Source organism: Blautia coccoides (genome assembly GCF_034355335.1).
Taxonomy (GTDB): domain Bacteria; phylum Bacillota; class Clostridia; order Lachnospirales; family Lachnospiraceae; genus Blautia; species Blautia producta.
Genome location: NZ_CP136422.1, coordinates 1,711,478 through 1,733,993, shown reverse-complemented (window position 1 = coordinate 1,733,993; position 22,516 = coordinate 1,711,478). Strand labels below are relative to the sequence as shown.

Here is a 22,516-nt window from a genome sequence, read left to right as displayed (position 1 = left end):
GTTCAGCCCTCCACTGTCCCGCGAGGTGGATCTATGGCATAACGCGTACGTTCTCATAAAACCGCCTTTTTAAATGAAAGGTAAGCGCTCAGACAATAGATCAAATAGATACTGAAGAAGACACCTGCCGTCATCCCCAGAATGCCCATGCCCTCACCAAATCCTATTAAAGTCATTCCCTGATATGCGTCCCAGTTTATGCTGCCTGTGATTGCCATGTACACAGCAGCACCGCCTAAAGCGGCGGGAAGTACCGGAAGGAAATAATAGACGGCAAAATACCTACGCAGTATCCTCCTCTGCTCTGACTGATCCATCCCGCATTCTCCCAGTATGGCAAACTGCCGCCTCTCCTGCTCCAGATCACTCAATATCTGTACAGTCATGATAGTTGCCGCAGCCGCCAGAAAGATAAATGCCAGATAAAACAGGGGAAAAGAAAAGCTCATGACAACAGAAGCCCCAGTCTCCCGAATCTCCGGCTTGCCGGTCAGATACGTCCTATCCCCCCGTTCAATAGACAAAAGTCCCTCATAATCTTCCATGGACAGCTCTTTTGGCGTCACCCCCACATACAGTTCCTCTATCACCTGCATATGCTCCACCGTCCAGTCCGGCACGATCAAAAGATAATAACTGCCGTTTCCGAAGAACTCCTGCTGAAAAAACGCGCCTGTGAATGCCCCGCCGAAGGAAAGGATCTCATCCTCTTTGCCATTCACTTCCAGATTCCGGCTTTTTGCATACCGCTCCAGCTTCTCTTTTGCAAATCCGCTACAGTGCATATAATAGCTGTCCTGGTCAAGATGCACCTTTTCCATCCCCAGCATATCTCTCAACTGCTCATATACGGACATTTTCATATAGCAGTCATTATCCATGGCATCCATGTGGGAAAATCCCATAAATTTCCCCATATTTTCCGTAGAAAAATACCGGCCAAAATCCCGTTCTCCGGAGGTGTAGATCTGATACTCCCCAGTGACAGCCTCAGGCAGTTTACTCTGTGCATATTCCTTAAAAAGTGTCAGGTCCTCCTGCCCGTACAGGGAACCTGCGGCAAAGTCAAAGGCTGTCTCCTCCACCCTGCTGTCCACACGCCTGTTAAAAAACAGGCCCAGGCTCACTGCCAGAAATACCAACAGGAATAAAATGCTGACACTGGCTAACGTCAAACTGAGATTCCGTATTTTACCTGAAAAAATGCGGCCCAGGACAAGATTTCTGCCTCTGTATTTCCACTTCACTCTGTCAAGCCTCTGTTCCAGGACTGCCGGAAATCCCATAAAAAACCCAAACACGGACAGCACGATCATAACAAGGCCCAGCAAAGCCACCGCCCCTCCTGCATCATTACCCACTTCACTAAAAAGAAGCGCCGCAAGCAAGACACAGCCAAGAAACAGGGCAGATATAGACAATAGAAAAAGAATCCTCTTCCGCTTCTTATTCTGCACAGGCGCTTTTTCGTTCTCCGTGTCCATGGAGAGCAGTTCCCGAATGCTGACCGCCATCACCTTCTTTTTTATCCTTTTCCCTGAAAGACCAAATATACAGAACAGATACACACCAGTCAGGCAAAACGCCTCCCAGGATACATCCAATCCCATATGGAAAGGCCGCAGAAGCAGGCGCATGACCATGGCTTTTAAAATCTGATAAAAATAAGTGCCTCCCACCAGCCCTGCGATCCATGCTGCCACTCCTATCATTCTGCTCTCACGGGCAAACATTTTAGCGATCTCCCGGTTTTCAATTCCCAGCATCATGTAGGTTCCGAACTCCCGGCTCCTTTTCCTGAATATAAACTCCGTGATATAGCTCACCAGTCTTCCCAGGATCAGTACAATGACAATACTGATGAAAATAATGATAAAGGGCATCATAGACCACGAACCCAACACGGCCTTCACTTCCTCTGAAAATACCAGCAGGTGAAAAGAATACATCAGTGTCACAGACAGGATCAATGTCAGAAGATACACCATATAATCCTGCATCTGCCGAAACGCATTTCTCCTTGACAGCTTTTTCAGCATGATACCTCACCTCCCAGAAGGGACTGTACCTGTAGGATCTCCTCATAAAACTCCCGCTGTTCCTTTTCTCCCCGCACGATCTCATTAAAAATCCTTCCGTCCTTCAGGAAAAGAACACGTCTCCCAAAGCTGGCACAATAGGAGTCATGGGTCACCATGAGTATGGTCACCTGCAGTTCCCGGTTCAGTTCCTCCAAAAGTCCCATAAGCTGCCTGGAGCTGCGGGAATCCAGCGCCCCGGTAGGCTCGTCTGCCAAAAGGATCCTGGGCTTTTTGACCAGTGCCCTTGCACAGGCACACCTCTGCTTCTGTCCCCCTGATACCTGATAAGGGAATCTGGATGCGATCTCCGCAATTCCAAGCCTCTCCATCATCTCTACGCTTTTAGCGTGCACCTTTTCTGCCGGCATTCCCAGCAGGACCAGAGGCAGGGCAATATTCTCCTCAATAGTCAGACGGTCCAGGAGATTAAAATCCTGCACCACAAACCCCAGATTTTCCCTGCGGAATTTTGCCTGTGCCCCCTGTTCCACCGCAGTGATGTCCATGACTCCCAAAGCCCCCTGCTTTCCCGTGTTCAGATAAATATGTCCCGCACTCACACAGTCCACAGTGGAAATACAGTTAAGCAGCGTTGTCTTGCCGGAGCCGGAGGCCCCCATGATACCGGTGAACTCACCTTCCTCCACCTGAAAGCTCAGGCCGTCCAGTGCTTTTTTCAGATTCTCCTTTGTGCCGTAATATTTTTCTATCTGTTCCGCTCTCAAAACCTCTGTCATCTTTTCTTCCCCGCCTTTCTTCTTAAAATGCAAATGCGCATACCTGCCGGATCGCTGCATTCTTTTTACTTTTCTATTATAAAGAAAATGAGGCCGGGATACCTGTGATCTTACCGAATGTTATCTTACACTTTCGTAAGATGGAGGCAGATGTTCCGTTTGTATTGCTGTGGGCATTTCAAATATGATCCTTGTATACTCCCCCCATACTGACTCTGCCCGTACAGCCATTCCCAGCTTTTTACAGAGTTCTCTGCAGATATACAGACCCATTCCCGTAGACTCCCTGTTTTTTCTGCCATTGCTGCCTGTGAATCCCTTGTCGAATATTCTCCCTATTTCACTGTCCCGGATTCCGCATCCATTATCCTCCACAGACAGGAACACAGTGCTCTCGTTTTGTTTGGCCTCTATTTTTATGCAGGGAGATTCCCCCATATATTTCAGACTGTTTGACAATACCTGCCGCAGCATAAAGGTCAGCCACTTACTGTCTGTACTGGCTTCTGCCTTAAGGCCCTCTGTCTCGATCCTTACGCCTCTCTGTCTGAAAGTCTCCTGGTCTGCCGCTGCAGCCTGTGCCACGCAGGAATCCATTGAGGTTTTTCGTATGATATAATCCTGTTCCGGGTTTTCCATCCGGCTCATATAGAGAGCCTGCTCAATCTCCCTGTCTATATTTTCCAGGCTTTTTAAGATCCGGCGGTTTTCTTTCTTTTTATCATTTTCACATATGAGCTGGGCTGAAGTGAGGGGCAGCTTAACCTGGTGTACCCAGTTCTCCACATATTCCTGATAAGCTCTGCGCCTCTGCTCAGCCTCAAAGACCTGCTCCTCCATTGCCTTCATGGAAATCTTCACGGCCTCCCAGTATTTCTTTCCCTCCCAGGTATCCGGGGATTTTAAAACCTCTGTGACCAACCACGGTTTTTCCATCTCCCTGACGGTCTCTATAAGCTGTTTAAAATATTTTCTCTCCCTGTAAAAAGAAAACCCGGTCCAGGCAGCAAAAATCCCGAACCAGGTGATCAGAAGCAGCGCTGCTTCCCTTGTCTGTACTCCAAGCGCCGTCAAAAAAACAAAAAGTGCCCAGGCTGCTCCCAGCTGCAGAAGCACCACGCCTGTTTTATCTCCTAAAAACTCTCTGAATTTCATACCTTATATCCCATCCCCCTCTTTGTCTGTATCAGACCGGGCAGGCCTATGGAGGCCAGCTTCTCTCTGAGTCTGCGCACATTTACGCTGAGTGTGTTGTCATCAATATAAATCTGGTTTTCCCAGAGATGATCCATCAGTTCCTCCCGGCTCACAACATTTCCGGCATGTTCAAAAAGCCTGCACAGTATCTTCTGTTCATTTCTGCCAAGCTCCAGACTCTTTTCCCCATAAGTCAGCCGGGCAGCCCCCAGATCAAGGGTGATGCCCCGATATTCCAGAACTGCAGGCTTTTCCGGTCCTTTGGTTCTGCGCAGCACGGTCTGTATCCGTGCCAGCAGGATCGGTGCCTTATAGGGTTTTGTGATAAAATCATCCCCGCCGCTTTGCAGGGCTTCCAGTTCATCCATGGAAGTGCTGCGGCCTGTAAGGAAGATCACAGGAAGTGAACACACGGTTCTGATCTCCCTGCACAGGGCAAATCCGTCCTGCCCCGGCAGATTAATGTCCAACAGGATCAGATCAGGCCCCGTTTCTTCTATGATATCCCTAACGCTTCCTCTTCCGTCCCAGAAAACGGCCGCGTATCCCTGGTTTTTCAAAACAGAGGACAGACCCCAGGCGATCTCTTCCTCGTCCTCCACGATCAATATCTTATCCATGTTCTGTCCTCCTCTGTTACAAAGCCCCAGGTAGAACCGCCTTTAGCGGTGGAATTCCTGTCCAGGCACTGAACTGCTGCTTTTCTCTTTAAAAGATAAAAGAACAGAGTATACTCACATACTCTGTTCTGTAAAATCGGAAATCCGGCATTTCTCTACCTTGTCTCCAGAAAATAATTTTCTTTCACTGCCCTTTCATCTGTGGGATATGCCTCCAGATAAGCAGCAATTTTCTCTTTTGCGGACGCATAGTCCATTTTCTTTTCATAGGCCACGATTTCATTGAACAGAAGTGCCTGTCTCTCGTCCTGGTCTCCTGTATCCAGTCCCTTCTGGATATTGGAGAGGGCACTGTCATAGTCCCCGTCCAGGATATCACAGTAAGCCATACCGTTGTAAGCTTTTGCCTGCAGTGACTGTTCACTCAGGCTCTCTTTATAATTGGCCCGGGCATTGGCTGTATCTCCCTGTTCCGCATATACCTTGCCCAGATAAATGGACGCCTCCTTATATCCGTCGTTGTAGGATGTGGTCAGCTCCTTCTTGGCCTCATCATACTCCTCCAGATAATAGTAGACACGGCCTCTGTCGTAGTGGTCCTGTTCATCGCTGCCCTCAATATCCAGAGCCAACTCCAGATAGGACTCCCCGTCCGCCTTCATGTCACACTCTTCGTACACACGGTAAATTTCCAGATAGTCATTGTACTCTTTGGAATCCGCCACCACTTTTCCAAAGTCGGAAGCGGCCTTGTCATACTGGTCTAAATGAAGATAGGCAGTTCCCCTGAGGAAATATCCCTCTTTACTGTTCTTCACATCCAGCAGCTGGTCGCAGGTGGCCGCACTTACCTCAAAATCGCCTCTCTGATACTGTACTACGGCCAGATAAGCCAGTATATCGGCTCTCAGGGCCTTCTCCGAATCAGCAGCCAGGTCCCTGGCTTTTTCCAGGGCCTGCTGTGCCTCCTCGTATTTTCCCATTTTCAGATAGGCAATGCCCTCTCCCCTGAGCGCCTCCACCTCATACTTCTCCTCAGCGATGGCCAGTTCAAAGTTTTCTATGGCACTCTGATAGTTTTTCCCCTCTAAATCTTCCGCACCCAGTTCATAATAGCTGGGCGTCTCTTTTTGGCATCCTGCCATAAGGCAGAGGATGCATCCTGTCAGTACAATAAATTTTCCCTTCACAAATAAGTTCCCCGTCTGCTTACTGCACGATCAGATTCTCAGACCTCATGACAGCAATCACTCTATCTACATTTTCTTCACAGATTTCATTGGAAGCTGCCTCCACCATAACGCGGATAACAGGCTCCGTACCACTTTCACGCACCAGGATCCTTCCGTCATCTCCCAGGACTTTTTCCACCTCTGCGATGGCTTTTATCACTTCCGGATTCTCTCTGGCTTCTTTCTTATCATATACCCGCACATTTTTCAGTACCTGGGGATAAATCTTCACTTCTTTTGTCAGCACGCTGAGGGGCTGTTTTTTCTCTATGATAACTTCCATCAGTTTCAGGGAAGTGAGAATTCCATCACCTGTGGTGGCGTGTTTTGAGAAGATAATATGTCCTGACTGCTCGCCTCCGATGGAATGGCCGTTTGCCATCATATTCTCGCAGACATATTTGTCTCCCACGGCTGTTTTCTCATATGCGATGCCCTCTCTCTCGCAGGCTTTGTAAAGGCCCAGGTTGGACATGATGGTGGTGACAATGGTGTTGTTGTTTAGCTTGCCCTGCTCCTGCATGAATTTGCCGCACACATACATGATCAGGTCGCCGTTCACTTCCTCACCGTTCTCATCCACTGCGATACAGCGGTCAGCATCTCCGTCATAGGCAAAGCCCACATCCAGGTGGTTTTCCCTGACAAAGTTTTTCAGCTCCTCAATATGTGTGGAACCGCAGTTTGTATTGATGTTAGTTCCGTCTGGGTCATTGTGGATCACATAGGTCTTGGCTCCCAGCGCGTCAAATACGCTCTTCGCAATGGCAGACGCACTGCCGTTGGCGCAGTCAAGTCCCACTCTTTTATTCTTAAAAGCACGTGTCGGAATGGAGATCAGATAGCCGATATAGCGGTTTCTTCCTGCTGAAAAGTCAACGGTACGGCCGATATCTTCTCTCTTTGCCAGCGGCAGCTCCGGTACCTTTCCGTCAATGTAGGCTTCGATCTGCTCCTCAACGGATGCCTCCATCTTCTGTCCATTGCCGTTGATGATCTTGATCCCGTTGTCATAGAAAGGATTATGGCTGGCAGAGATCATGATACCGCAGTCAAAATTCTCTGTGCGAACAACATAGGAAACACTTGGTGTTGTTGTCACGTGCAGAAGATATACATCCGCGCCGGATGCTGTCAGACCGGCAACCAGTGAGTATTCAAACATATAGCTGCTTCTTCTGGTATCCTTGCCTATTACGATCTGAGCCTTATGTTCCTGTCCGAAATACCATCCCAGGAAACGTCCCACTTTAAACGCATGCTCAACTGTCAGGTTTACGTTAGCTTCCCCGCGGAAACCGTCTGTTCCAAAATATTTTCCCATATCTGACTCCTTATACAAATATTCCATTTTTTTGTCTTTTCGTTACCGTATTATAAAATATCATATTTCCGGCTATTTGTCACTGTTATTGCAAAATCTTTATCCGCCTGCTGATGTTTACAGCGGTGTATTTTCCGGCCCTGCTCCATTATGCGTATAAATTTTCCGCGTAAACACCCTGCCTCACCAGATCTGAAAAAGCCTCTGTCACTTTTTCCTTGTCCTCCTGGTATGTAACGCCAAACCAGGTGTCATGTGACTTTAAAACTGCCACATCCGCTTTCTGCTCTTTGATGAGTTTATCCACGATCGTTGGAAGCAGATATTCTTTTTTCAGATCCTCAGGTCCGCATTCCTTCAAAAACTCCACAAATCCCTCTTCCAGAGTCTTTAAGAATGCAGGTGTCAGTCCCCACATATTCATGGATACCAGATTTTTGGGGTCCAGCATACGCAGACTTTTGTCCTCATTCTCCACTGCAGGGCCTTTTGCTGTCTTTTTAATATTATAGGTCTCAGCAATCCCCACCAGATTTTTATTGTCATCCAGGGAACAGATACCTCTTGTCACAGAACCGTTGTCACTCAATGTGTTCTCCAGGATAAAGCCTGCCATGCAGATATCCAGCTTTCCTGTGTCCTGATGCTCTTCCACCAGATAGTCGTGGATTTTCACATAGGCTTCTTTGCCGTAGTAATCATCTGCGTTGATAACAATGAACGGCTCAGAGAGCACATCCTTAGCTGCCAGGATCGCCTGACCGGTTCCCCACGGCTTTGTGCGCTTTTGCGGACAGGTAAAGCCTTCGGGAAGGTCGTGCAGGTCCTGGAATACATATTCCACCTCTGCTGTTTTTTCAATCCTGTTTCCGATCACCTCACGGAACTCTTCCTCTATATCTTTTCTGATGATAAATACAATCTTGTTGAATCCTGCCTCCAGGGCATCGTGAATGGAATAGTCCATGATGATCTCTCCGCTCGGACCTACTTTTGCGAGCTGCTTGATTCCTTTTCCAAAGCGGCTGCCGATTCCGGCTGCCATGATTACCAGTGCAGTTTTTTTCATGATTTTTCTCCCGTTCCTCATTCCTATATTCTATATGTTCCCGGCCAGCCTGTCTGTATGTCAAGCCGGCAGTATACCAATTACCACTTTTACCAAAAAATACTTACTTCCATAATATATTACAATTTACAGGGAAATGCAATGTCATTTTCCTTATGGTAACAGGAAACCTGCCCTTATTTTTCAGGAACTATTCCTGATTACGGTTTCTATTGTATCATAGATATGCTGTCATACACAACCTGGAATTCCCGTATGAGTACGTTTTTCATAACAGTTCAGACTTTCAATGTCCCGCCAGGTGCGGCCCTGCATTTGCAGAGCAATCCCGAAGCAGACACGCGCCGGACTGCGGCTTTCGCAGTCTGTGTGCATGCTTTTTGCTATGAAGGCGAAAGGCTGAATAGGAACTGTTTTTCCCCTGCTGCCGTATCGATAAAATCCCCCTTATCAGCCTATTACAGCTAATAAGGGGGATCTATTACCACAACACAAGAGCTGTGCTCTCAATTATTTTTCATTCATCTTCGTCAGCTTAGCCGCCTGATCCGCAGCGGTCAGACTGTCAATGATCTCTTCCAGATCACCGTTCAGCACACCATCCAGACGATGGAGTGTCAGCTTGATCCTGTGGTCAGTCACCCGCCCCTGGGGGAAGTTGTAGGTTCTGATCTTTTCAGAACGGTCTCCTGTACCTACTTGGCTTCTTCTGGATTCCGCTTCCTCGTCGTGGCGCTTCTCCAGTTCCATCTCATACAGTCTGGAACGCAGGACCTTTAGCGCCTTGTCCTTGTTCTTGAGCTGTGACTTTTCATCCTGGCAGGAGATGACGATTCCTGTGGGGATATGGGTCAGACGCACCGCGGAGTCTGTGGTATTGACACACTGTCCGCCGTTTCCGGAAGCACGGAACACGTCGAACTTACAGTCATTCATATCAAGGTGGAAATCAATCTCCTCTGCCTCCGGCATGATGGCCACGGTTATGGTTGAGGTATGGATCCGTCCGCCGCTCTCTGTCTCGGGCACACGCTGCACCCGGTGTACACCGCTTTCATACTTCAGCCTGGAATAAGCGCCTCTTCCGTTGATCATAAAGGTGACCTCTTTGAAACCGCCGATGCCGTTCTCATTGAGACTCATCATATCTGTCTTCCAATTCTGGGATTCTGCAAATTTTACATACATGCGGTAGATCTCTGCGGCAAAAAGTGCTGCCTCATCCCCGCCGGCCCCTGCTCTGATCTCCACAATAACATTTTTCTCGTCATTGGGGTCTTTTGGCAGAAGTAAGATCTTCAGATCACGCTCCAGCTCCTCGATGCGCTTCTTGGCATCTGAAAGCTCTTCCTTGAGCATTTCCCGCATCTCAGGGTCTGATTCTTCGTCCAGCATCATAAGGCTGTCTTCCACTGTCTGCTTACAGTTTTTATATTCACGATACGCATCCGCTATGGGCTGCAGGTCGCTCTGTTCCTTCATCAGCTTCTGGAAGCGCGCCGTGTCATTCGCTACGGTAGGCTCATTTAATTCATTTAAAATCTCCTCCAGGCGAATCAAAATATCATCTAACTTATCAAACATGGTGTTCCTCCTGTTTCTTTCTTCCCAGCACCACCCGGTCAAGGCCTGCCAGGTCTTTCACTACTCTTGTCTCTTCATATCCGGCGTTTTCCAGCATAAGGCGCACCGGGCCGCCCTGATCATATCCGATCTCAAATGCCAGGATCCCTCCCGACTTCAGATATCCCCCGGCTTCATGGGATATCTTCCTATAAAAATGCAGTCCGTCCGCGGTTCCGTCAAGTGCCATTCTCGGCTCATGGTCCCTTACCTCCTCCATGAGACTGTCAATGACATGACTCTCTATATAAGGGGGATTGGAGACGATGATATCATATGTCCCGCTGATATGGGAAAACAGATCACTCTTCTTCCAAACAGCCCCAATCCCCAGCTCCCTGCTGTTTCTCTCAGCCACAGAAAGGGCATCTCCTGACAGATCAGCGCCTGTCCCCTCCGCTTCTTTCAAAACGGACAAAAGAGCCAGCAAAATGCAGCCGCTGCCTGTGCACATATCCAGGATTCTGAATCTGCTGCTGCCTGCCTGCATCTTCCCGGCTTCGAGGAGAACCTCCTCAACCAGAACTTCCGTATCCAGACGCGGGGTGAGCACACGCTCATCCACATAGAATTTCAGTCCGCAGAACCAGGCCTCATGGGTGATATGCTGGAGGGGGATATGCTGCGCCCGCCTCTGTATCATATTCCTGTAACTCTCTGCCTGGTCTTTCGGCATTTCCTCTGTCTCCCTCAGAAAATAGGAAGCCCGCGTCATACCTGTCACATATTCCATCAGAAGCCACGCATCTGCCGTATGATCTGCAATGCCTGCCTCCTCCAGTATCTTTCTTCCTTCTAACTGAAGTTCCCTATACGTCTGCATAACAGCCCTCTCCTGTTTCACATCTGTGTGAAGCAGCAGTCTGCCCCAGCTCCGCCTGCGCGATTTCCTTTCCGGCATCCGGAAAATTCTCCAGAAGATATGCTTTCCAGTCAAAGACTGCCTCCACCGCTGCTATGGCAACCTCCGCCATATCCGGTGTAGGTTCTTTTGTAGTCAGCTTCTGCATGGCCATACCGGGCTTGGAAAGAGCACACACAATGGGATTCTCACTTCTTCCCGCCAGACGGATGATCTCATAGGAAATACCTGCTATCACCGGCACCAGCAGTATACGGATCACAACGCGCAGCCACATGGTATGTACCGGTACAACAGCAAAAAATCCCAGAAAGAATATAATACTCACAATAATAACAAAAAATAAAAAGCTGGTTCCGCAGCGTTTGTGGAGTCTGGAACTTTCCATGACATTTTCCACGGTCAGTGCTTTTCCATGTTCCACACAGTTGATGCACTTGTGCTCCGCCCCATGGTACATGAACACTCTCTGGATATCCTCCATCTTGGAGATCAAGAGCAGATATCCCAAAAAGAGCAGAATTCTCACAAGTGCCTCCGCCAGAGTCACCCCTGTCTCAGACGCTCCTACCTTATGAAGCAGGCTGGCGATCAGATAGGGCAGTACCATAAAAAGACCAATGGAAAGGACAACTGAAAATATCACGGTTCCTGTCATCAGGATATTTTCCATCTTCTTCTGCTTTGCGTCGTATTTTTCCCGGTCTTCCTTGTTCAGAGCTTCTCTCTTCCTGATCTCCTCCTCTTCCTCCTCAAAGAACGTGGCAGAGTACATCAGACATTTTGTACCCACCACCAGGGAATCAATAAAATTGAACACCCCTCTGATAATAGGAAGAGAAAGAATTTTTTTGTTCTTGATAAAACTCTTGTAGTCTTCTATCTTAACTTCAATCTCTTTATCCGGCTTTCTGACAGCTATGGAATACTGGTCCTGATGACGCATCATGATGCCTTCCATGACCGCCTGTCCGCCGATGTTGGATGATTTCATCTATACCTCCATAAAATCCCGATCCCAAAGGCTGCTCTTGCGATACCAAAGCAGAGAGACTGCCCGGGAGATACAATAAGAGGCTGAAGTCCTAAAACCTCAGCCTCTCCCGTTTTTTTATTTGTCCATGCCGTATTTTTTGTTGAACTTATCAATACGTCCACGAGCCTGTGCAGCTTTCTGCTGTCCTGTATAGAAAGGATGACATTTAGAGCAAACTTCTACGTGGAGTTCTTTCTTTGTAGAACCTGTTTTAAATGTATTTCCACAGTTGCATACTACTGTACATTCCTGGTAGTTTGGATGGATTCCTTCTTTCATCTTTTTCACCTCTTCTATCGTTTGTTATTTATCTTTATTTTGCGTTTTACAAATTCAAACAGCTTTTAAATTATAGCATATGATTTTTATAAATGCAAGTATTATTATAGAAATCGTTGTTTTTTCACTGTCTGCACAAATTCGTTGTTATTGCGGGTATGTGCGAACATATTCAGGATGTTTTCCAGGGCGTCATCCGCCTTCATACCGTTCAGGGCTTTGCGCATGATATCCACTGCTTCATGCTCTTCTTTTGTGAGCAGAAGGTCCTCTCTTCTGGTTCCTGATTTGGCAATATCAATGGCCGGGAATACACGTTTCTCCTGAAGTCTTCTGTCCAGCACCAGCTCCATGTTACCGGTACCCTTGAATTCCTCGTAGACCACATCATCCATCTTGCTTCCTGTATCCACAAGGGCTGTAGCAAGGATGGTAAGGCTTCCGCCCTCTCTCATATTCCTGGCGGCACCAAAGAAACGCTTGGGCATATGCAGGGCTGCCGGGTCAAGACCGCCGGACAGGGTACGGCCGCTGGGCGGGACTGTCAGGTTGTAGGCTCTGGCCAGTCTTGTGATACTGTCTATGAAGATGGTCACATCCTTCTTATGCTCAACCAGACGTTTTGCACGCTCTATGGTCATCTCGGAAACTCTCTTGTGGTGCTCCGGAAGCTCATCAAAGGTAGAATAGATAATTTCCACATTCGGTCCCTGGATGGCCTCCCTGATATCGGTAACCTCTTCCGGACGCTCATCGATCAGAAGGATGATCAGATGCATCTCCGGACTGTTTTTCAAAATGGATTTGGCGGCGTCTTTTAAAAGGGTTGTCTTACCGGCTTTTGGCGGTGATACGATCATTCCCCTCTGTCCCTTGCCGATGGGGCTTACCAGATCCACGATCCGCATGGCAAGGCTTCCGCCCGGACGCTCCAGGTGAAGTCTCTCATTGGGGAATATCGGTGTCATATCTTCAAAATTGAGCCTGCGCATCTCATTGGGCTTGATCCCATTGATGGAGGTCACGTACAGAAGGGCAGAAAATTTTTCATTCTGGCTCTTCACTCTTGTATTGCCCCGCAGGATATCCCCGGTCTTCAGATTGAATCTGCGGATCTGTGAGGGAGACACATACACGTCATTTTCACCCGGCAGATAATTCTCACTTCGGATAAATCCGTATCCATCGGGCAGAACTTCCAGAATACCACTTACACTCATGCCGCTGTCAAGATCCGACTGCTCCATAGGAGGACGCTCTGTACGGCTCTCCTGCCTGGACTCCTGGCGCTCTTCCTGACGATTCGATGCTCTGCTCTCCTGTCGTTCTTCCTGACGATTCGATACTCTGCTCTCCTGGCGCTCTTCTGTTTTGCCTGCTCTTGCCCCGCTTCTCGACTCCTGCTCATTTTCCCTGGGAGCACTGCTCTCCTTCATCTGGCGTTCTTTCTCGTCTTCCTGGACCATGCGCTCCACGAGTTCACTTTTTTTCAAGGTGGAAATTCCTTTCATACCTCTGGCCTTAGCTATTTCTTTTAATGCCCCCAAAGACAGGGACTCATACTTTTCTCTCATTATACTGATCCTTTCTTTAAAAATCTGTAGCTGTCCAATACACTCACGGCTGCGGACAAAAATCGTAACAAATGGGTAATCGTCTGATTCGACATGAATAGATCTATGAATATTTCCGTTTCTTTTTTAATCCTATCATACTTTCTGGAAAAAAGCAAAAGAATAATATATCTTATTGTCATCTTCCCTTTCTTATTTTATAATATAAAAAAAGAAAAGGAGACTGAATTTTATGAAATTTCAAATGATACATGAAAATTATAACGTAGCAGACCTGTCACGCTCCCTGGCATTTTATGAGGAGGCACTGGGGCTTACGGAAAAACGGCGTATCACCGCTGATGACGGTTCCTTTATCATCGTGTACGTGGGAAATGAGACAACAGACTTTGAATTGGAACTGACATGGCTCCGCGACAGAGAAGAGCCGTACAATCTGGGTGACAATGAATTCCATCTGGCCTTCCGGACAGATAACTTTGAAGAATCCCACAGTCTTCATGAAAAAATGGGATGTATCTGTTTTGAAAATCATGATATGGGCATATATTTCATCTCAGACCCAGACGGCTACTGGCTGGAGGTTGTTCCCGCCAAATGATCCCCAATGCATGGGAGAGATATCCCATATTTCAAGGGCTGCTGCATCAGGTAAAACCTCTGATGCGCAGTCCTTTTATTGAGTAACAGTTCAGCCTTCCACTATTCCGGGAGGTGTTGCATTGTATGGGGAGCTGCCGGCCCCCGCAGGCAGGATCTTCCTGCCAACGTTGTCAAGTTCATGTTAGGTCAGTTCATGCCGATCCTGGGAACCTCCTGGCCCCGGAGAAGGATTCTCGGACCGCCGGTGTGTTCAATATATTCCTTAGTGATTATCACTTCCCCAATATTCTCATCCTTGGGAATTTCATACATGATATCCAGCATGTATTCCTCCAAAATAGCGCGCAGCGCTCTGGCTCCTGTGTGTTTCTCCAACGCCATCTTAGCGATGGCGCCCAAAGCCCCGTCGTCAAATTCCAGCTTCACCTCATCCAGTGCCAGCAGTTTCTGGTACTGCTTTAAAATGGCATTCTTAGGCTCTTTGAGTATCTGTACCAGCATCTCCTCTGTCAGCCCGCTGAGTGTGAAGATTATGGGAAGACGTCCCAAAAATTCAGGAATCATTCCAAACTTCTTCAGATCATCCACAATAACCTTATCCAATATATTGGCATCATGGTCGTACTTATCCTTCAGATCCGCGAAGAAGCCGATGGATGCCTGCTTATTCAGACGCTCCTTGATAATATTCTCCAGATCCGGAAATGCCCCGCCGCAGATAAACAGAATGTTCCTTGTGTCCACAGTGGTCAGGGGCACCATGGCATTCTTGCTGTTGGCTCCCACTGGAACCTCCACCTCGCTGCCCTCCAAAAGCTTCAGCATTCCCTGCTGTACAGCCTCACCGCTTACGTCCCTCTGGTTTGTATTCTTTTTCTTGGCAATTTTATCAATCTCATCAATAAATATAATACCGTGTTCAGCGCGCTCCACATCATTGCCCGCAGCCGCCAGAAGCTTGCTGACAACACTCTCAATGTCATCACCGATATAGCCCGCTTCGGTCAGGGAGGTGGCGTCCGTGATGGCCAGGGGTACGTCCAAAAGTCTGGCTAAGGTCTTCACGAGATATGTCTTGCCGCTTCCTGTCGGCCCGATCATCAGCATGTTGGACTTTTCAATTTCGATATCATCTTCCCTGTCCGCAAACACTCTCTTATAGTGGTTGTAGACAGCCACTGACATGACTTTCTTTGCCCGCTCCTGTCCAATCACATATTCGTCCAGGCTGGCTTTTATTTTGTGAGGCGCGGGAATACTTCTGATGTCAAATGCCTTTGGCGCTGTGTTCTCCTGCTTTGGCTCCTCTTTTTTCTTCTTCACACGCTGACGCTTTGGAATCTGGTTCTGCAGCGTGTTCAGATCGATCATGCTTACATTTGGCATGTTCTTCATTAAATCATTGTAGTCAATAGGCGCGTTGTTCATTGTGTCAAAGCTCTTCTGCATGCATTCCACACAGATATGGATATCGTTCGGCAGATCGATCATCTTCCCCGCCTTACTCTCCGGTCTTCTGCACATGAAACATATCTTCTCATAATCTTCCTCATCATTTGAGGCGTTGTCTGCTGTTGTTTTGTCTTTATCGGATTTCTCCAAATAGTCCTTATCGTCTGCCATTTCCTGTTATACCTGCCTTTTCTATATAAAATCCACACTAAAAAGTTTCTGCATCGTTTGTGGGTATCTTATCACAAAATTGTATGAGTAACAAGTAAACTTTTCATTAACTGCCTTCCCAAACTAACCAAAAGGTGTCTGCCTGCACGCTGACGCATACAGGCAGACACCTTTCTCTATACTTTTGGACCTTAACGGTTCTTTTCATCTTCTGTGGTTGTTGTCTTGGCATCTTTCTTGGCACCCAGAGTCACTGTGATGGTCTGCTCTTTGTACTCCCCGTTCTGAGCACGTGAGATGACAAAATCCACGCTCTCCCCTGCTTCATAGTATTGCAGTCTCTCGATCAGCTCATCCCTGGTATTTAAGCTTGTGCCGTCAATTTTCAGGATGACATCACCCTTCTGGATTCCTGCCTGTGCTGCAGGACCGTCTTCTTCCAGGCTGTAGACAAAGACACCTACCGGCATACCATATACCTGAACAGCCTCAGATGTCACATCCGTACACGTAATTCCCAGATATGACGCCTTACTCTCATCCTCCACCTTATATCTGGTCTCTTTGCTCATCAGATCATCCAGAATCGGCTCTGCTTTGGAGATCGGAATTGCAAATCCCACACCTTCCACCTCATTGGACGCGATTTTTGCAGAGTTGATGCCTACCAGTTCCCCGTTCATATTCAAAAGCGCACCGCCGCTGTTGCCTGGGTTTATCGCTGCGTCTGTCTGGATAAAGGTACTGTTGGCATTCTCAGAGCTTACCTGGCGGTTCAGGGCACTCACATAACCGCTGGTCACAGACTGTCCGTAACCAAGGGCGTTTCCGATAGCCACTACCTGATCTCCCATTGCCAGGGCATCGGAATCACCGATAGATGCCACTTTGATCTCCTCCAGAATATCCTGAGGAATGTCAGAGAGCTTTACTGAGATCACTGCAAGGTCATTGTCGGCATCTGTGCCTTTCACCTGAGCTGCAACTGCGCTTCCCGGATTATCAGAATCATCATTGGCATCATTCTGTCCGCTGCTGGTCTTCTCTACCTGGGAGCTTGTAACTGCGCTGCCGTCCTGGTTGGTAAAAAATACAGTGAGAGAATCCGCGCCGCTCACCACATGATTGTTGGTAGCTATAAGGAGTTCCGTGTCATTCTGGCTGACGATGATTCCCGAACCGCTGCTTTTTGCCTCCTGAGGCTGATTGCCGTAGAAATATTTGTAGATGTCAGGAAGTTCCTGAACACTCACACCCACAATGGATACAATAGAAGGCATGGCATTCTTAGCCACCTGTGCAACGGTTGCACCGGATGTATCGGAACTGCCTGTGCTGATGGCGTCATTTCCCTTTGATGCGTTGTCTCCTGTGGTCTGGGTGCTCTCTATCTTTATATTCTCTTTTGGGATTGCCTTGCCGCCCACATAATTCGTAGCCTGAAAAACCACACCTGCCACCAGACCGAAGACTGCTGCGCAGGCTGCCGCTGTGCCCAGCTTCTTTCCGATCCCGCCCTGTGGTCTTTTTGGCTTCTCTTTTTTATTATTTTCCGGAGGAACTGGGGAAGTAAATCTGTAGGAATCATAATTTTTCTTCTGTTCCTTCTCATACCATTCTTCTTTTTTCGGTTCGCTCTTGTAAGATTTGGCGTACACCGGGTTCTCCGGCGTGGGAGCTGCAGCGGGATCACCTTTGCTCTGCGGTGCATTGTCAGGCTGCTGTGTGCTGCTGCCGGACTGCTGTGTACTGCCGGTCTGCTGTTCATTGGCTGCAGCCGCTTCCGCCATTATGTCCCCATTCCCATAGTTGGGTGCCCCTGTTCCTGCTGCCGGACCAGGTGCTGCCTGTTCCGGTGATACCGGTGCTGCCTGTTCCGGCTGTGACGGCCTTTCATCTGCTGTATCTTTCATGGTAAAGTTCACTCCACCAGGAGTTTCCATACCGGAAGCACTCTCCTGCGGTCCCTTATGTTCTTCCGCCATACCGCGGTCCTCATTCATGCCCTCTTTAAATTCTTCACTCATAACACATTCTCCCTTCGCTGCTATCTATTACTTTAGTAACTATTCTGTAAGGGTACTGAACAGTTACATTGCCTTTTTATCTTTCTGAACATAGTCTACCAGGCATTTGTGTTCAAATTGTGATAAAACAGCAAAGAAAAGATGAAATTCTACTCTACAGTCACAGATTTTGCCAGATTTCTCGGTTTATCCACATCCAGGCCTTTTCCCAGTGATACGTAATATGCAAAAAGCTGAAGAGGCACTACTGCCAGAGAGTTGGTGAAATATTTATTGGTCTTTGGCAGGTAGATCACATAATCTGCTGTTTTTTCAATCTCTGTGTTGCCCACATTTGTCACAGCCAGCACAAACGCGCCTCTTGTCTTGACTTCCTGGATATTGCTGAGGGTTTTCTTGTACAGCTCCTCCTGGGTGGCAACCGCGGTCACCAGGGTATCCTCCTCGATCAGGGAGATTGTGCCGTGCTTTAATTCCCCTGCCGCGTACGCCTCTGAATGGATATAGGAGATTTCCTTTAATTTCAGGGAACCTTCCAGTGAGATCGCATAATCCAGACCCCTGCCGATAAAAAACACATGCTCTGTAGCCAGATAACGGTTGGCAAATTTCTGGATCCTCTTTTTGTTCTCCAGAAGCATTTCAATCTGTCCCGGAAGTTTCTTTAGATCCTCCACCATCTCTGCCATCTGCGCATCGTCGATCTCACCCCTGGCTTTTGCGAATTTCAGTGCCAGCAGGTAGTGGGCGATCAGTTGTGTGCTGTATGCTTTTGTGGTTGCAACGGCAATCTCCGGACCGGCCCAGGTATACATCACATTGTCTGCTTCTCTGGCAATGGAGCTTCCCACTACATTGACAATTCCCAACACCTTGATCCCGTGTTCCTTCGCCTCCCGGAGCGCTGCCAGGGAATCCGCAGTTTCTCCTGACTGGCTCACGATGATCGCCAGGGTATCCGGCTCATAGATGGGATGGCGGTAGCGGAACTCACTGGCCAGATCTACCTCCACCGGAATTCTCGCAAGCCCCTCAAATACATATTTTGCGGACACGCAGGTGTGATAAGCGGAACCACAGGCGATCATATAGATCTTTCGTATACTGCGGATCTCATCGTCGGACATGCCCAGCTCTTCAATGACCACATTTCCGTCCTTAATGCGGGGATTCAGTGTATCACCTACTGCCTGGGGCTGTTCATACATTTCTTTGAGCATAAAAAACTCATAACCGCCTTTTTCAGCCGCATCTATATCCCACTCAATAGTGGTTGGCTCTTTCTCCAGCTCCTCTTCATCGATATTAAAGAAGGTAATGTCATTCTTTGTCATGCAGACAATCTCTTCATTCTCAATAAAGTACACATCTCTTGTGTATTTCAGCACTGCCGGTACGTCAGAAGCGATCAGGTTGCCCACACTGCTTCTGCCCACGATCAGGGGACTGTCTTTTCTAACAGCGTAAAGCTTATCCGGCTGATCACTGAACATGATTCCCAGCGCATAGGAGCCTTCCATGCGGTGCATGATCTTTGCGATAGTCTCCAGCGGATCCCCTTTATAGTAATAATCCAACAGGTGGGCGATAATCTCTGTATCTGTCTCAGACACAAATTCATAGCCTTTGGATTCCAGCTTCTTTTTCAGCTTCATATAGTTCTCAATGATCCCATTATGTACTACCACAATGGATCTGTCTTTATTAAAATGAGGATGAGCATTGACATCAGACGGCGAGCCGTGGGTTGCCCATCTGGTGTGCCCGATTCCCACTGTTCCCGGAAGAGTTGCCCCGCCGTGGGTGAGTTCATCCAGAATTTTTAATCTGCCCATGGATTTCATCATCTCAATGGATGTTCCATTATAGACAGCGATCCCCGCGGAATCATATCCTCTGTATTCCAGTTTCTCCAGGCCCTCCAGCAAAATAGGCGCTGCCTGTTCTTCTCCGATATAACCAACTATTCCACACATAATCATTTCCTCCATGTAGCCGGATTCCTCTTCATAAGATTTATCGTAACTGTTCCGTACCCTTGCAGTCACTATTTATCTTATTATCCGGTGTGTTTATCTTTCTATCCATGAAACATGGCTTATTTTAGCAGATTATTGTGTTGATGTCCAGTAAGAAGCGTTCATGGTACAAAATTTTATTACGAATTCTGGCAAACGGCGATAGGATTTTCCCATTCGGTATCCCAGAAATTTAAATCCGCTCTTCACAACCAGCTCTGCGATGAGCCAGGGCTTGTGTATTTTACACAGGTATCCTGCTGTCTGCTTTACCAGACGGATGCCCTCACTCTCAGAGCGGATACCTGCAAAGATTTCCGGATGGTCAGCCTGGGAGACCGCCAGATCAAAATTACGCCGGAACTGCTGCATACATCCATAGTTGTGAGAATGGATCACCCTGGCATCTGCCCGGTATGCCACACTGCCGCCATTGAGGATCAGCCGCCCGGCAAAAATCATATCCTCATTGAAAATAGTATGCGTGATAAACCCTCCCAGTTCCTCGAATGTGCTCCTTTTGTAAGCCGCGCATACATTGGAGCAGAAAAAAGTTTTGATTCCCAGCTCCGGCAGATCTTCTTTGCTCTTGATGCTGCTCTCTGCCGGATAGTTGAAGGAACGTGTATACTTTTCAATGATCCTGCAGTCCTTGTCAGCAAGCTGTCTGCCGTAGGCTGCCCCTACCCGCGGATCCTGAAAGGCCTTCACCAGTTCTTCCACCACATGTTCATCTGCCGGCACTGCATCCTGTGTAAAAAATACCAGTATATTACCTGTACTCATGGCCGCCGCCCTGGCCCTTGTTCCCCCGTGGTCGAATTCCTCTTTTTTCAAATGCTCCACCCGGACATTCTCGATTCCCTGGATCCAGGCATATTTCCAGTATTCTTTTTCTGTATTCATGATCAGGATTTCTTTTATGGGATAGGTCTGTCTCTTCAGCCCATTCATCAGTCTCCTGAACTTTTCATCCGGTTTGTATACAGGTATGATCACTGTCACTGTATAAGAATCCATAGGATCCCTCCTTTATATGGCACAGGGGATGCCGTGTTATACACACAACATCCCCTGCCGCTTTTCTTATTTTTATTCGTAAGATTCTTCTCCGCTGCTTCCGTTGTCACCGGAATCATCTGAACCGCCGTCGCTATATCCGCTGTCTCCGCTGTCTCCGCTGTCTCCGCCGTCACTGTAACCATTGTCATTATTGCTGCCAGAGTCATTGGAATCATCATAATCGTCTCCGCTGTTGTAATCAGAGGAGCCGTCGTCGCTGTAGTCGGAATCACTGTAACCGGAAGACCCGCTGTCGCTGTAGTCGGAATCACTGTAACCGGAAGATCCGCTGTCGCTGTAGTCACTATAGTCGCTGTAATCACTGTCATTATTATCATTGGAACTGACAGAACCGCTGCCGCCTGACTGTTTCAGAGCTGACCCGTCATAAGTAGATGCCCGTTCCGATATCAATCCTTTTTGTTCATCTGAAACATACGAATTTCCAAATCCTGAAAAACCTGCTATATAATCGCTCCTCTTCTTTACCGTTTCAGAAGGTTCATAGCTCTCTTCGCCAAAAAGGAAATGATGCAGCGCCTTGACATTTGTCTCCAGAGTTGTAGGTATCACATAATCCTGGCCAATCGGACTTCTCTTCACCTCTTCTCCCATTATGTTGCTTGTGGGGAATCCACTGGTCTCTCCCAGCTTATAGGATAAAATACCCATGCCCAGCTTTACTAGATCGCTCTTGCTGAAGTCCGTGGCGATCATAGGAAATACCTGATCCATAATATCATTCAGCGTGGAAAGACTGGCTTTTTTGGCTTTTTCCACAATGAGGGAAATGATATATCTCTGACGCTCCGTACGCTTCATATCCCAGCCGCTGGTGTATCGGATACGGCAGTATGAAGTTGCCTGTACACCGTTCAGATGAAAGGATCCCAGGATTTCTGATTCCTGTTTGTCATCACCGGGATACTCCGGCATTTCGATAGGCTCATAATCCATGCCTGTCACCTCTGAAGTCTCAACGCAGTAGTCATTCATATTCTTGATCTCGACATAGGTCATCTCCACATCCAAACCGCCCAGACAGTCGATTGCCGTAGCCAAAGCCTTAAAATTCACGGCCACATAATTGGTGATATTCAAATCCAGGTTGGTGTTTATCATGGACATTGCCTGTGTGGGACCGCCGGTATTATATGCGGCATTACATCTGGTATAGACGTCATTGCCGATATTCAGATACGTATCTCTGTAAAGTGAAACCAGCTTTACTTCCTTAGTGTCATTATTGATGCTGGCAATAATGGTCGTATCACTCTGTCCTGATTTTACATTTTCTTCTCTATTATCCACACCAAACAAAGCGATATTGGTAAATCCCTTCAACGTTTTACTTCCAATTACATCCTCATTGACTTCAACCTTGCTTGCTTCCTCCGAGTTGTTGTCAAGATCCAGCTTGTTCATCTTTTCATTGACTTTCGCGTATATGAAGAGTCCGCCCACCAAGATCAGCAGTACAAACAGTTCAATACCAAAAAGCACTCTTCTTTTTCTGCGCCTTCTGACGCTTTTGTTCTTTTTTGCCATT

18 protein-coding genes are annotated in these 22,516 nt (G+C 47.7%); 1 reads left to right on the top strand and 17 read right to left on the bottom strand.

Translation table 11 applies throughout. The features are described from left to right. Nucleotides 1-53: 53 nt before the first annotated feature. From BLCOC_RS07545 to rho, 12 genes are all read right to left on the bottom strand, one after another. Complete coding sequence (locus tag BLCOC_RS07545) at nt 54-2,039, bottom strand: FtsX-like permease family protein (protein WP_115624905.1); 1,986 nt, start codon at nt 2,037-2,039, stop codon at nt 54-56. Next, nucleotides 2,033-2,818, bottom strand: coding sequence for an ABC transporter ATP-binding protein (locus tag BLCOC_RS07540; RefSeq protein WP_029469969.1), 786 nt, complete (start codon nt 2,816-2,818; stop codon nt 2,033-2,035). Before BLCOC_RS07540 ends, BLCOC_RS07545 begins: the two co-directional genes overlap by 7 nt. Nucleotides 2,819-2,938: 120 nt before the next feature. Next, nucleotides 2,939-3,973, bottom strand: a complete 1,035-nt coding sequence (locus tag BLCOC_RS07535; RefSeq protein ID WP_115624904.1) for a sensor histidine kinase — start codon at nt 3,971-3,973, stop codon at nt 2,939-2,941. Then, nucleotides 3,970-4,635, bottom strand: a complete 666-nt coding sequence (locus tag BLCOC_RS07530; RefSeq protein ID WP_115624903.1) for a response regulator transcription factor — start codon at nt 4,633-4,635, stop codon at nt 3,970-3,972. The genes BLCOC_RS07535 and BLCOC_RS07530 overlap by 4 nt, the downstream gene beginning before the upstream one ends. Before the next feature lie 155 nt (nt 4,636-4,790). Further along, the gene (locus BLCOC_RS07525) at nt 4,791-5,825 is read right to left on the bottom strand and encodes a tetratricopeptide repeat protein (protein ID WP_115624902.1); all 1,035 of its coding nucleotides are present in this window, start codon (nt 5,823-5,825) and stop codon (nt 4,791-4,793) included. A gap of 19 nt (nt 5,826-5,844) precedes the next feature. Then, nucleotides 5,845-7,191: a phosphoglucosamine mutase gene (gene glmM / locus BLCOC_RS07520; RefSeq protein ID WP_018593776.1), complete on the bottom strand. Its 1,347-nt coding sequence runs from the start codon at nt 7,189-7,191 to the stop codon at nt 5,845-5,847. Nucleotides 7,192-7,339: 148 nt separating this feature from the next. Further along, the gene (locus BLCOC_RS07515) at nt 7,340-8,260 is read right to left on the bottom strand and encodes a nucleotidyltransferase family protein (RefSeq protein ID WP_029469973.1); all 921 of its coding nucleotides are present in this window, start codon (nt 8,258-8,260) and stop codon (nt 7,340-7,342) included. 510 nt (nt 8,261-8,770) lie between these two features. Then, nucleotides 8,771-9,844: a peptide chain release factor 1 gene (gene prfA, locus BLCOC_RS07510; RefSeq protein WP_029469974.1), complete on the bottom strand. Its 1,074-nt coding sequence runs from the start codon at nt 9,842-9,844 to the stop codon at nt 8,771-8,773. Further along, nucleotides 9,837-10,706 carry a peptide chain release factor N(5)-glutamine methyltransferase gene (gene prmC, locus BLCOC_RS07505; RefSeq protein ID WP_115624901.1) on the bottom strand — a complete coding sequence of 290 codons (870 nt, stop codon included), beginning with the start codon at nt 10,704-10,706 and terminating at the stop codon, nt 9,837-9,839. Before prmC ends, prfA begins: the two co-directional genes overlap by 8 nt. Beyond that, nucleotides 10,693-11,739 (bottom strand): DUF1385 domain-containing protein, encoded by a 1,047-nt coding sequence (locus tag BLCOC_RS07500; RefSeq protein ID WP_115624900.1) that lies wholly within the window; start codon nt 11,737-11,739, stop codon nt 10,693-10,695. The genes prmC and BLCOC_RS07500 overlap by 14 nt, the downstream gene beginning before the upstream one ends. 117 nt (nt 11,740-11,856) lie before the next feature. Further along, nucleotides 11,857-12,060: a 50S ribosomal protein L31 gene (rpmE, locus tag BLCOC_RS07495; protein ID WP_018593782.1), complete on the bottom strand. Its 204-nt coding sequence runs from the start codon at nt 12,058-12,060 to the stop codon at nt 11,857-11,859. Between the two features lie 104 nt (nt 12,061-12,164). Continuing rightward, on the bottom strand, nt 12,165-13,634 hold the full coding sequence (gene rho, locus BLCOC_RS07490) for a transcription termination factor Rho (protein ID WP_115624899.1): 1,470 nt from the start codon (nt 13,632-13,634) through the stop codon (nt 12,165-12,167). A gap of 232 nt (nt 13,635-13,866) precedes the next feature. Between rho and BLCOC_RS07485 the strand changes: the two genes are divergently transcribed. Next, entirely contained in the window at nt 13,867-14,235 is a 369-nt protein-coding gene (locus tag BLCOC_RS07485; RefSeq protein WP_018593785.1) for a VOC family protein, read from the top strand. A gap of 188 nt (nt 14,236-14,423) precedes the next feature. Here the strand turns inward: BLCOC_RS07485 and clpX are convergent, their stop codons facing one another. From clpX to BLCOC_RS07460, 5 genes are all read right to left on the bottom strand, one after another. Then, nucleotides 14,424-15,860 carry an ATP-dependent Clp protease ATP-binding subunit ClpX gene (gene clpX, locus BLCOC_RS07480; RefSeq protein WP_018593786.1) on the bottom strand — a complete coding sequence of 479 codons (1,437 nt, stop codon included), beginning with the start codon at nt 15,858-15,860 and terminating at the stop codon, nt 14,424-14,426. 191 nt (nt 15,861-16,051) lie between these two features. After that, nucleotides 16,052-17,887 carry a S1C family serine protease gene (locus tag BLCOC_RS07475; protein ID WP_115624898.1) on the bottom strand — a complete coding sequence of 612 codons (1,836 nt, stop codon included), beginning with the start codon at nt 17,885-17,887 and terminating at the stop codon, nt 16,052-16,054. A 149-nt stretch (nt 17,888-18,036) separates the two neighbouring features. Then, nucleotides 18,037-19,863, bottom strand: coding sequence for a glutamine--fructose-6-phosphate transaminase (isomerizing) (gene glmS, locus BLCOC_RS07470; RefSeq protein WP_026255313.1), 1,827 nt, complete (start codon nt 19,861-19,863; stop codon nt 18,037-18,039). A 135-nt stretch (nt 19,864-19,998) separates the two neighbouring features. Further along, nucleotides 19,999-20,925, bottom strand: coding sequence for a glycosyltransferase family 2 protein (locus tag BLCOC_RS07465; RefSeq protein ID WP_115624897.1), 927 nt, complete (start codon nt 20,923-20,925; stop codon nt 19,999-20,001). Nucleotides 20,926-20,997: 72 nt separating this feature from the next. Further along, nucleotides 20,998-22,515 (bottom strand): LCP family protein, encoded by a 1,518-nt coding sequence (locus tag BLCOC_RS07460; protein WP_115624896.1) that lies wholly within the window; start codon nt 22,513-22,515, stop codon nt 20,998-21,000. Between the last annotated feature and the right edge of the window lies 1 nt (nt 22,516).

What these genes read in the sequence shown, in the direction of transcription:
- glmM (WP_018593776.1), bottom strand. Translation starts at nt 7,191, where the DNA reads ATGGGAAAATATTTTGGAACAGACGGTTTCCGCGGGGAAGCTAACGTA.
- glmS (WP_026255313.1), bottom strand. Translation starts at nt 19,863, where the DNA reads ATGTGTGGAATAGTTGGTTATATCGGAGAAGAACAGGCAGCGCCTATT.
- rpmE (WP_018593782.1), bottom strand. Translation starts at nt 12,060, where the DNA reads ATGAAAGAAGGAATCCATCCAAACTACCAGGAATGTACAGTAGTATGC.
- BLCOC_RS07515 (WP_029469973.1), bottom strand. Translation starts at nt 8,260, where the DNA reads ATGAAAAAAACTGCACTGGTAATCATGGCAGCCGGAATCGGCAGCCGC.
- prmC (WP_115624901.1), bottom strand. Translation starts at nt 10,706, where the DNA reads ATGCAGACGTATAGGGAACTTCAGTTAGAAGGAAGAAAGATACTGGAG.
- BLCOC_RS07475 (WP_115624898.1), bottom strand. Translation starts at nt 17,887, where the DNA reads ATGAGTGAAGAATTTAAAGAGGGCATGAATGAGGACCGCGGTATGGCG.
- BLCOC_RS07465 (WP_115624897.1), bottom strand. Translation starts at nt 20,925, where the DNA reads ATGGATTCTTATACAGTGACAGTGATCATACCTGTATACAAACCGGAT.
- BLCOC_RS07485 (WP_018593785.1), top strand. Translation starts at nt 13,867, where the DNA reads ATGAAATTTCAAATGATACATGAAAATTATAACGTAGCAGACCTGTCA.
- clpX (WP_018593786.1), bottom strand. Translation starts at nt 15,860, where the DNA reads ATGGCAGACGATAAGGACTATTTGGAGAAATCCGATAAAGACAAAACA.
- BLCOC_RS07530 (WP_115624903.1), bottom strand. Translation starts at nt 4,635, where the DNA reads ATGGATAAGATATTGATCGTGGAGGACGAGGAAGAGATCGCCTGGGGT.
- BLCOC_RS07500 (WP_115624900.1), bottom strand. Translation starts at nt 11,739, where the DNA reads ATGAAATCATCCAACATCGGCGGACAGGCGGTCATGGAAGGCATCATG.
- BLCOC_RS07535 (WP_115624904.1), bottom strand. Translation starts at nt 3,973, where the DNA reads ATGAAATTCAGAGAGTTTTTAGGAGATAAAACAGGCGTGGTGCTTCTG.
- BLCOC_RS07540 (WP_029469969.1), bottom strand. Translation starts at nt 2,818, where the DNA reads ATGACAGAGGTTTTGAGAGCGGAACAGATAGAAAAATATTACGGCACA.
- prfA (WP_029469974.1), bottom strand. Translation starts at nt 9,844, where the DNA reads ATGTTTGATAAGTTAGATGATATTTTGATTCGCCTGGAGGAGATTTTA.
- BLCOC_RS07545 (WP_115624905.1), bottom strand. Translation starts at nt 2,039, where the DNA reads ATGCTGAAAAAGCTGTCAAGGAGAAATGCGTTTCGGCAGATGCAGGAT.
- rho (WP_115624899.1), bottom strand. Translation starts at nt 13,634, where the DNA reads ATGAGAGAAAAGTATGAGTCCCTGTCTTTGGGGGCATTAAAAGAAATA.
- BLCOC_RS07460 (WP_115624896.1), bottom strand. Translation starts at nt 22,515, where the DNA reads ATGGCAAAAAAGAACAAAAGCGTCAGAAGGCGCAGAAAAAGAAGAGTG.